Below are 6,940 nucleotides of genomic sequence, written 5' to 3'. Positions count from 1 at the left end.
CTACAGTTGTATTCTTTTTTGAAAATAGTATCATCAGTCAGCGGTCATTGGTTATTAGTCTATATGTAGGGTGCGCATTGCGCACCTTACCGCTTCAAGCAAGAAATTCCTTCTTCCTTCTTCCTGACATCCGTTAAATTCGTTACAGAATCTGGTGCCGAACTTCTTCCTTCTTATGGCAGCCAAAAATCGGGAATGAAAGTTTTAGTCAAACTGCGAGTAAACTGATTAATCTTTCTCCCGATTTGAATGTGCGGTTCGTCAGCTTCCACGGGAATAATTGCCGCTTTGTTTCCGATTCCGAAACGCGAAATTACCAAATTTGCCGCCTCCAAGCCAGTAACATAAGCCTTTTCTTGCGACCAAGAACCGTGACGGGTCACAACCCAATCGCCGCTCATCAATACATTATCATAACTTGTTACCGCAGGCAACAAATACTGATAGCTGCCAGGGGCAAAATGCGTCACTGCCCGCGACAGCCGAATCGCGCTGCTGTCAATTACTTTTGCCTGTCGAAAAGCCGGAATGCAAGTCGCTAAATCCCGCTGAACTAAGGAAAAAATTTCCTCATCTTTCAGGGGAATTAATTGATTTGCGTGATAAAAGTCAGCTTCGACTACTGTGCCCGGTTCTGATCGAAATTCGTCGTGCAAAGCATTCAAATCAAAAAACGTCCAACCTGTAGTTGAACTAAATCCAAAACAGGCATTAGAAGGCAGGGGAATGTCAATTTTTCGGTCAAACCACAGGCGAACAGCTAACACGTCCACTGCACCCAAATTCATCGCATCCCGAAACTCTTGGCGGCTTTGCAAAGCTGGACTGCTGCTGATAATTTTTTGCATTCCCGTGACGCCAACTGCAAAAATAACTGCATCTGCATCGAAGGTTTCTTCGCCGCAAACAACGCCTGTTGCTCGGTTGTGGCTGTCAACTATTAAGTCAGTAACTCGCTGCTGTGTCAATACTTTTGCGCCTAGTTTTTCCAAGCGTTCGACCCAGGGACGAAATATTTTTTCTCCGACTGTTCCGCGACACCAAACTACATCAAAATCCGGTTGGTGCGCTAATATGAAATAATAGAGCATTCCCAAAGCGGCGGCAGCAGAACACTGTTCTCCTGGTGCAAATAAACCTACTAATAACATCGGTTCAAAAGCATCGCGGTACAGCCTTGCAGAAACACCAAACTGCTTGAACAATTCGCGGGCTGTGACGCGATCGTACCTGCGCCAAGCTTCGTCGGAATTGTCGAAATCTAGGACGGCGTAGAGTAAGGGCAACGCTGAAAGCCGATCGACTAATGGCAGCCTTTTAAATCGGGTGTAAAGAAACGTTCCTAACGGTGTGGGAAGCCGCGGTTCGTCCTGAAAAATTGGCGATTCTACTTCCAATCCCGCCGGTGAATACTGACAAGAACGAGTCCAAGGCGTGAAGGGATCGAGTCCTAATTCCTTAACTAACGAAAATATATTTTTGTAGGGATACCAGAAGCCATGAATCCCAGCTTCTACGGAACGCCCGCCTGCGGTTTTCCACCCTGCAACTAAGCCACCCGGATAAGGGCCAGCTTCTAGCAGGGTGACATCATAGCCTTGCTGGGCTAGGTGATAGGTAGCGCCTAAACCGGCCCACCCTGCACCGACGACGACTATTTTTGGGGTTGACGATTCTGCTGACATTGCGTACCTCTTGATTCTTTATTAATCATGACATAATTCATAAAATGCGGATTTGATATAAAATGTGTTGAATTATGTGCTAAATTTCGCTTGAGTAAATAATGAGTGTCCAAAACCGCCAGCAAACTAACCTGTTGCTGCTTTTATTTCCCGCTACCGCATGGCTGATGGTTTTCTTCATTCTGCCAGTGCTAATTGTACTTTTGTACAGTTTCTTAGAACGCGGTACTTACGGCGGTGTTACTTGGATATTTACTCTCAGCAACTACCAGCGTTTGTTCAGCGGACTGTTCTTAGGAGTAATTGGGCGATCGCTCTGGCTCGCTTTTCTAACAACGGTCGCTTGCTTGTTAGTTGGCTATCCCCTAGCATTTTTCATCGCCACCCGTTCTCCTCGCTGGCGAAATGCTTTGCTTTTGCTGGTAATTATTCCATTTTGGACTAATTTTTTAGTGAGAACATACGCCTGGATCATACTCCTGCGCAGCGAAGGAGTCGTTAACACAGCCTTGCAAAGCCTGCAAATTATTAACGAACCGTTAAACTTGCTTTTTACGCCTTTCGCTGTGGCGATAGGTCTGATTTACGGCTATTTACCTTTCATGGTTCTGCCTTTATATTCTAGCATAGAACGCTTCAATTTTTCATTAGTAGAAGCTGCTCATGATTTAGGGGCAAACGATATTCGCACTTTTTGGCGCGTATTTTTACCATTAACAACTCGTGGCATTGTGGCAGGTTCGATTCTGGTTTTTGTTCCCGCCGTAGGCGCTTTCATCACACCGGATATATTGGGGGGTTCTAAAACAGTTATGGTGGGAAATTTGATTCAAAATCAGTTTATGAAAGCTCGCGACTGGCCTTTCGGCTCGGCGCTTTCTATGCTATTGACGGTCATCATATTGATTCCGGTGTTAATTTACTTCCGCGTGTCTGATGAACCTCAATAAGGTAAGGTGTACATTAATCGGTTCACCCTGCATTTAAGTTAAAATGTGCTAATTATTAATGACTGATGACTAAAACAAAACTAGACTTGCTCGTGCGGGCGATCGGCAAAAAGTGGCTTTTGGTACAAGCTGCACTAGCATTTGCCTTTCTTTACTCGCCAATTCTCATCTTAATTATTTATTCCTTTAATGCCTCCCGATTCAATGCCGTTTGGCGCGGGTTTACCCTCGATTGGTACCGCAGTTTGTTTGGCAATGCAGGCGGGACGATTGCAACGAGTAGTAGCGCGGGAATTGTGACAGCACTTAACAACAGCTTGCTAATTGCAGCTATTTCGACTGTGTTAGCCACAATTTTTGGTACAATGATCGCGCTAGCACTCGAACGCTTTCATTTCCCTGGACGCAAAGCAGTAGAGGCTTTACTGTTTTTGCCGATTATCATGCCCGAAATTACGATCGGCATTTCGCTGCTAGTTTTCTTTACCCTAGTATTTCGGATCCTAGAAAATCTCACGGGAATTCGCCTCAATCTCGGCTTACCTACCGTAATTATCGGTCATGTTGTCTTTAATATTTCCTTTGTGACTATTACTGTCAGGGCACGTTTGGCAGAACTCGATCCGATATTAGAACAAGCAGCTTTTGACTTAGGCGCTAACGAATGGCGGACTTTTTGGCGCATCACCCTCCCTCTGATTTGGCCTGCTATTTTCAGCGCGGCACTGTTGGCTTTTACTCTGTCTCTGGACGATTTTGTCGTCACCTTCTTTACCACCGGCGTCGGTTCGGTGACGCTGCCGCTATTTGTTTACGGCATGATAAAGTTTGCAGTAACGCCAGCGATTAATGCTATTTCAACTTTGATGTTGTTCGCTTCCTTATTCCTGGTTTTATCATCGTTAAAAGTTCAGAAAACTTAAAAAAAATCTTTTTGTGTCATAATTATTGTCATCTGCAACTAACACAACCTATGAAACGCCTGCTGAATTTCCTAATTTTGTTTGTGCTCAGTGCAACCGTGGCTTTCGGCTGTAGCCCCACAGGTGCTAACCAGCAGCAAGTCCTCAGCATTTACAACTATGCCAGTTATATCGCGCCAGAAGCGATCGCCCAATTCGAGAAAGAGAACAATGTTAAAATTCAATACGACACATTTGAGAACAGCGACGCACTCTACGCCAAACTCAAACAGGGAAACCCCGGTTACGACTTAATATTTCCCGCCGATTACATGGTGAAAATCATGATCGCAGAAAATATAATTGAACCGCTGAATTTAAATAATATTCCCAATCAAAAAAACCTAGAACCTAAATTTGTCAATCAAAATTTTGATCCAGGAAATAAATATTCCCTACCCTACCTGTGGGGAACAATGGGAATTGGCTACAACGTCAAAACAACCAAGGGCGATATTAATAGTTGGGCGGCGATGTTCGACTCAAAATATACCGGAAAAGTCGCGTGGCAAGACGATGCAAGATACACATTTGCAGGAGTTTTAATGTATTTAGGATTTGACCCCAACACAACCAATCCCGAAGAAATTAACAAAGCCCGCGATTTGCTGATTAAAAGTAAAAATATCATTGCTGCTTTTGTCCCGGATACTGGTCAAAATCTGCTCGATCAAGGAGAAGTAAATCTGACAATGGAATGGAGTGGCGATCTTTTCCAGGTTATGAAAGAAAACTCCAATCTCCGCTACGCTATTCCCAAAGAAGGAACAATTATCTTCTCTGACAACATGGCAATTCCCAAAGGTGCGCCCCAGAAAGAGTTAGCGGAGAAATTTATTAACTATATTTTGCAGCCAGAAGTAGGCGCCCAAATTTCCAATTTTACCCACTTCGGATCGCCAAATAAAGCAGCAATTGATCAAGGTCTCATCGACGCGAAAGATTTGAAAAATCCTCAAATTTACCCGCCGGCTGAAGTCTTTGGCAAAATGAAATTATTGGAGGATGTCGGGAAAGCAACTGCATTGTACGATCGAGCTTGGACGGAAGTTAAAGCGGGGGCTGGAAAGTAGATATATAACCTTTCTCAGTAACATGAGGTACTATCTCGCATAAGGCATAGGGCATAAGGCATACCTCACCACACTTGAGAAACGCCATAACACAGGTTTCCGCCGGGGCGGGTTTACTTAAATTTTTAGTTTGTATTAAAGATTTTGATGAACCAGCCCCTAGATAATTTATGTTTATTTAACCGGAATTGAGTTCAAATTTTTATTAGTCATAACTAAGACATACTAACACAATGCACGCTGTCGAAGTTTTAGAAGTTTCCAAAGTATTTAAAAGTGTCCGCAGTCACGATTTTTTAGCTGTAGACAACATCAACCTGCAAATTTACGACCGAGAATTCTTTTCTTTACTCGGCCCTTCTGGCTGCGGCAAAACTACAACTTTGCGAATGATCGCTGGTTTTGAAATTCCCACAGCCGGCGAAATTTATATTCACGGTCAACCGATGCAAAATCGCCCGCCATTTCACCGCCCAGTAAATACGGTCTTTCAAAATTATGCTTTATTTCCGCACATGACAGTAGCACAAAATGTCGCTTTTGGGTTGGAAATGGACAATTTGCCTCAGAAAATAATTCGCGATCGCGTTGCTGAAGCCTTAGCATTAGTACAGTTAACCGATGTAGGAAAACGCTATCCCCGCCAACTGTCAGGGGGACAGCAGCAGCGAGTAGCACTAGCAAGAGCATTAGTCAAGCAGCCGTCTGTTTTGCTGTTAGATGAACCCCTGGGAGCGCTGGATTTAAAATTGCGTAAAGAGATGCAGTTAGAATTAAAAAAAATGCAGCGAAAACTGGGAATTACGTTTATTTATGTAACTCACGATCAGGAAGAAGCACTAACAATGTCGGACAGAATTGCAGTGATGGATGGAGGGAAACTACAACAAATCGGTACACCAGTTGATATTTATGAATATCCTAAAACGCGGTTTGTTGCTGATTTTATTGGCGACAGCAATTTTTTAAGCGGGCAAGTAGTAGAAAAACAAAACGGTCAAATAATCGTGTTGGTTGACCAGCAGTTGCCCGTGTTAGTTACGACAGCAGAAGATATGCCCGCTGGGAAATTTGTCACCCTGGTGTTGCGTCCAGAAAAAGCTGCGATTTATCCGGCTAATTATGACGATGAAAATAGCTGGTCGGGAATAGTAGAAGAGGCTATTTATATTGGCACTGATACGCGCTATACGGTGCGGTTGACTGCTAAAAGTTCGATCGCCCTTCGCCGACAAAACTTGCACAGAGATGACTTGCAGCGATACCAAGTCGGCGACAGCGTTCGAGTTACACTGCCGCCGGAAAGTATTTGCATTTTTTGACACTCAAGCGGGCTGAAGCCACTGAGATTCAGCCGACAGAGTGAGATTAGGTAGTGTCCAAAGTCTAACTATCGCTACCGTCATCAAGCACCGTCTAACCAGTAAAGCTAAGTCCAAGCGACTTGACAATGGAAGACTTAGCTGAGGTTTTGGAAGATTGAGGGGCAGACTGAAAATGCGATTCCTTCCCGGTAGAAGATAATCTACTTCTTCCTTCTGCTTCCCCTTCTTCCTTCGCGTTCTAGCGCTTACGCGCGACTTCGCCTAACGCGTCTTCGCGGTTCAATAATATAGACAGTATTGGTACTAAACCCGTGTTTGACTTTGCAAAATTTCCTCCAACAGCCGCTCTTGACTTTTCGCAGGTTCCTTGCAAGTTAAACACTCGCAAACTAACCCGATAACACCTTCAAGCAAATCAGCCTCAATCTGACAGACAGCAGTCGGATAATACTGGGAAATCAAGCCAGAAATTCGATCGGGAGTCGTGCGAATCAGGGTAGAATGCTGATACCAATCGATCGCCGAAAGTAGACTCGGACAAGCTTGCGGAGCATCTTGTACAATACTGCTGAAAGCTTGCAAACCTTGCTGGGCGCGATCGAGATATTCCAAATTCTGCTCCAGCAGTGCGAGACGAACCAAAGAGGCGATCGCAATTCCATTCGCCGCCGGAGTTGCATTGTCGATATAGCTGCGTTCCCGCACCAACAAATCTTCGCTAGCATCCTTAGCAGTATTGTAATATCCTCCCAATTCCACGCTCCACAAAAACTCATCAAACTCTTCTTGCACCTGCACAGCTTTCTCCAACCAAAACTGAGAATTCGGCAACTGTTTCGCCTCTTCCCCCTTGCCTAAAGTCAAACTCGCTTGGTGCAAATCCAACAAAGCTTTCACAAACAAAGCATAATCTTCCGACTGCGCGGTTACAGCAGATTGTCCGTC

Annotated in this window: 5 protein-coding genes and 1 pseudogene; 4 read left to right on the top strand and 2 right to left on the bottom strand. The window is 44.5% G+C overall.

What is annotated here, in order from left to right; all coding sequences use genetic code 11:
* Positions 1-173: 173 nt before the first annotated feature.
* Positions 174-1,685, bottom strand: coding sequence for an FAD-dependent oxidoreductase (locus QUA38_RS26395; protein WP_333167134.1), 1,512 nt, complete (start codon positions 1,683-1,685; stop codon positions 174-176).
* Positions 1,686-1,786: 101 nt separating this feature from the next.
* Here QUA38_RS26395 and QUA38_RS26390 point away from each other — a divergent pair, with 101 nt between their 5' ends.
* From QUA38_RS26390 to QUA38_RS26375, 4 genes are all read left to right on the top strand, one after another.
* Positions 1,787-2,635: an ABC transporter permease gene (locus QUA38_RS26390; RefSeq protein ID WP_333167132.1), complete on the top strand. Its 849-nt coding sequence runs from the start codon at positions 1,787-1,789 to the stop codon at positions 2,633-2,635.
* 65 nt (positions 2,636-2,700) lie between these two features.
* Positions 2,701-3,558 carry an ABC transporter permease gene (locus QUA38_RS26385; protein WP_333167130.1) on the top strand — a complete coding sequence of 286 codons (858 nt, stop codon included), beginning with the start codon at positions 2,701-2,703 and terminating at the stop codon, positions 3,556-3,558.
* 50 nt (positions 3,559-3,608) lie between these two features.
* Entirely contained in the window at positions 3,609-4,670 is a 1,062-nt protein-coding gene (locus QUA38_RS26380; protein ID WP_333167128.1) for a spermidine/putrescine ABC transporter substrate-binding protein, read from the top strand.
* A gap of 233 nt (positions 4,671-4,903) precedes the next feature.
* Positions 4,904-5,992 carry an ABC transporter ATP-binding protein gene (locus QUA38_RS26375; protein ID WP_333167126.1) on the top strand — a complete coding sequence of 363 codons (1,089 nt, stop codon included), beginning with the start codon at positions 4,904-4,906 and terminating at the stop codon, positions 5,990-5,992.
* Between the two features lie 306 nt (positions 5,993-6,298).
* Here the strand turns inward: QUA38_RS26375 and QUA38_RS26370 are convergent.
* Positions 6,299-6,940 (bottom strand): annotated as a pseudogene (locus QUA38_RS26370) (thioredoxin domain-containing protein); the annotation flags it as partial.

The organism is Microcoleus sp. Pol12B4 (genome assembly GCF_036701385.1).
In the GTDB taxonomy this organism is placed as follows: domain Bacteria; phylum Cyanobacteriota; class Cyanobacteriia; order Cyanobacteriales; family Microcoleaceae; genus Microcoleus.
Note: the sequence above shows the minus strand (reverse complement) of the source record. Positions and strands in the feature narration are given on the sequence as shown.

Coding starts and splice junctions, on each gene's coding strand:
- QUA38_RS26395 (WP_333167134.1), bottom strand. CDS start 1,685: ATGTCAGCAGAATCGTCAACCCCAAAAATAGTCGTCGTCGGTGCAGGG.
- QUA38_RS26385 (WP_333167130.1), top strand. CDS start 2,701: ATGACTAAAACAAAACTAGACTTGCTCGTGCGGGCGATCGGCAAAAAG.
- QUA38_RS26375 (WP_333167126.1), top strand. CDS start 4,904: ATGCACGCTGTCGAAGTTTTAGAAGTTTCCAAAGTATTTAAAAGTGTC.
- QUA38_RS26380 (WP_333167128.1), top strand. CDS start 3,609: ATGAAACGCCTGCTGAATTTCCTAATTTTGTTTGTGCTCAGTGCAACC.
- QUA38_RS26390 (WP_333167132.1), top strand. CDS start 1,787: ATGAGTGTCCAAAACCGCCAGCAAACTAACCTGTTGCTGCTTTTATTT.